This is a genomic window from Pseudomonas cyclaminis, from assembly GCF_015163715.1.
GTDB classification, from domain to species: Bacteria; Pseudomonadota; Gammaproteobacteria; order Pseudomonadales; family Pseudomonadaceae; genus Aquipseudomonas; species Aquipseudomonas cyclaminis.
In genome coordinates, this window is sequence record NZ_JADDUM010000319.1 from 1 (window position 1) to 1622 (window position 1622).

1 protein-coding gene is annotated in these 1622 nt (G+C 61.9%); it reads left to right on the top strand.

Annotation, left to right across the window (positions count from 1 at the left end; genetic code table 11):
- Positions 1–195 precede the first annotated feature (195 nt).
- Entirely contained in the window at positions 196–1506 is a 1311-nt protein-coding gene (locus tag IQK56_RS29400) for a hypothetical protein (RefSeq protein WP_193901934.1), read from the top strand.
- The last annotated feature ends 116 nt before the right edge of the window (positions 1507–1622 follow it).

Consider the following 1622-nt stretch of genomic DNA (forward strand, 5'->3'; position numbering starts at 1 on the left):
GCTGCCGAAATCGACCTGACCGTCACCGGACGCTGGTGGCCTCAGCTCCAACGGCGAAGGCCAGCCGACCGTAACGCTGGTCGATGACACCCCGACCGCCGTCGACGCCGCATCGAGGGCAACGAAGACACCTCGATCGAGCTCACTTGGGCGACGTTCGGCGTCCAGGACGAAGATTCCACCAGCCCGGCAGTGGTGTTCACCAGCCTGCCGGCCGGTTCCATCGAATACAAAGTCGACGGCGAGTGGGTCAAGCTCACCACAGCCGATCTGAAAACCGACACCTCGGCGGGCAAGGCCTTCACTCAGGCTGACTTCGATGCCCACAACGTGCGTTACACCCCGGCAGACAACGAGTCGGGCGATAACAGCTTCGGCGGCACCGGCGTGGGTAACAAGCAAGGCGATTACACCGAGCTGAACTTCCAGGCGACTGACGGCAGCTCCTACAGCGACACTAAAACCATCACCGTGGATATCCACCCGGTGACGGATGTGCCGGTCCTGACCTTTGGTCAAGTGCCGACAGGCCTGGTCATTCAAACCTGGACCGGTAGCAACCTGCCGGCTGAACTGGGCACCAACGGCCAAGGCGTTACCCAGTCGAGCACGCTGATCAATGTGATCAACGCCCAGACCGCTGACAGCGCAGCCTCCACTGGCGTGACCAGCAATGTGAGCAACGGCAACGTGGCCGAAGGCACCGCGACCAAAGTGTCGGGCCTGGTCTACCTGGAAGCCGGCAAGAGCTACACCTTCAGCGGTACTGCCGACGACAGTCTGGCGATCACCGTGGGCGGCAAGCTGGTTGCTTCCGAGACCTGGAGCCAGGGCAGCGGGATTGGCGGGTCGTCCTACACGCCGACCGAGTCGGGTTACTACACCCTCGACATCTACCACTACAACCAGAACGGCCCGGGCAACTACGACGTCAACGTATCGACCAACAACGGCCCGGCCGTATCGTTGGGCAACAGCGGCCTGCAGACCTACACCAGTGTGGCTGCGCTTGAAGCCGCCGGCATGGTGCTCGGCGACAGCCATGTGGTGAACGGCGAAGGTTATTACACCGGCTCCGTCTACAACCATGGCCTGGAAGACACCGCGATCAAGATCGCGCCGATTACCGCCACGTTCGTCGACAACGACGGCTCGGAATCCCACAAGGTTGAAATCAGCGGCCTGCCGGAAGGCACCGTGCTCACCGACGGCACCACCGGCCACAGCATCACGTCGACCGGCGCGAGCACGCTCTACGATGTGAGCACCTGGAACCTGAGCACCCTGACCGTTACCCCGTTCAAGGACTCGACCGCCAGTTTCGAGCTGACCGTGAAGGCCACGGCCAAAGAGCTGAGCACCGGCGTTGAAGAAGTTACCAGCGGCAAGATCGGCATCGTAGTCACTGCGGTCAACGACGCGCCGGTGCTGGGCAACGGTTCGACCAACGCGTTCGGCGACACCTACATCGAAGGCAAGCCGGGCGGCTACGTCGCGGCAAACTGACCATCGCACGTCGACAACGACACCCTGCAAAGCGCCAAAGTCACGCTGGTCAACCACTTGACCGATGACGTGCTGATCGCGGATGTCAGCAACACCAAAATCACCGTCAGCTATGA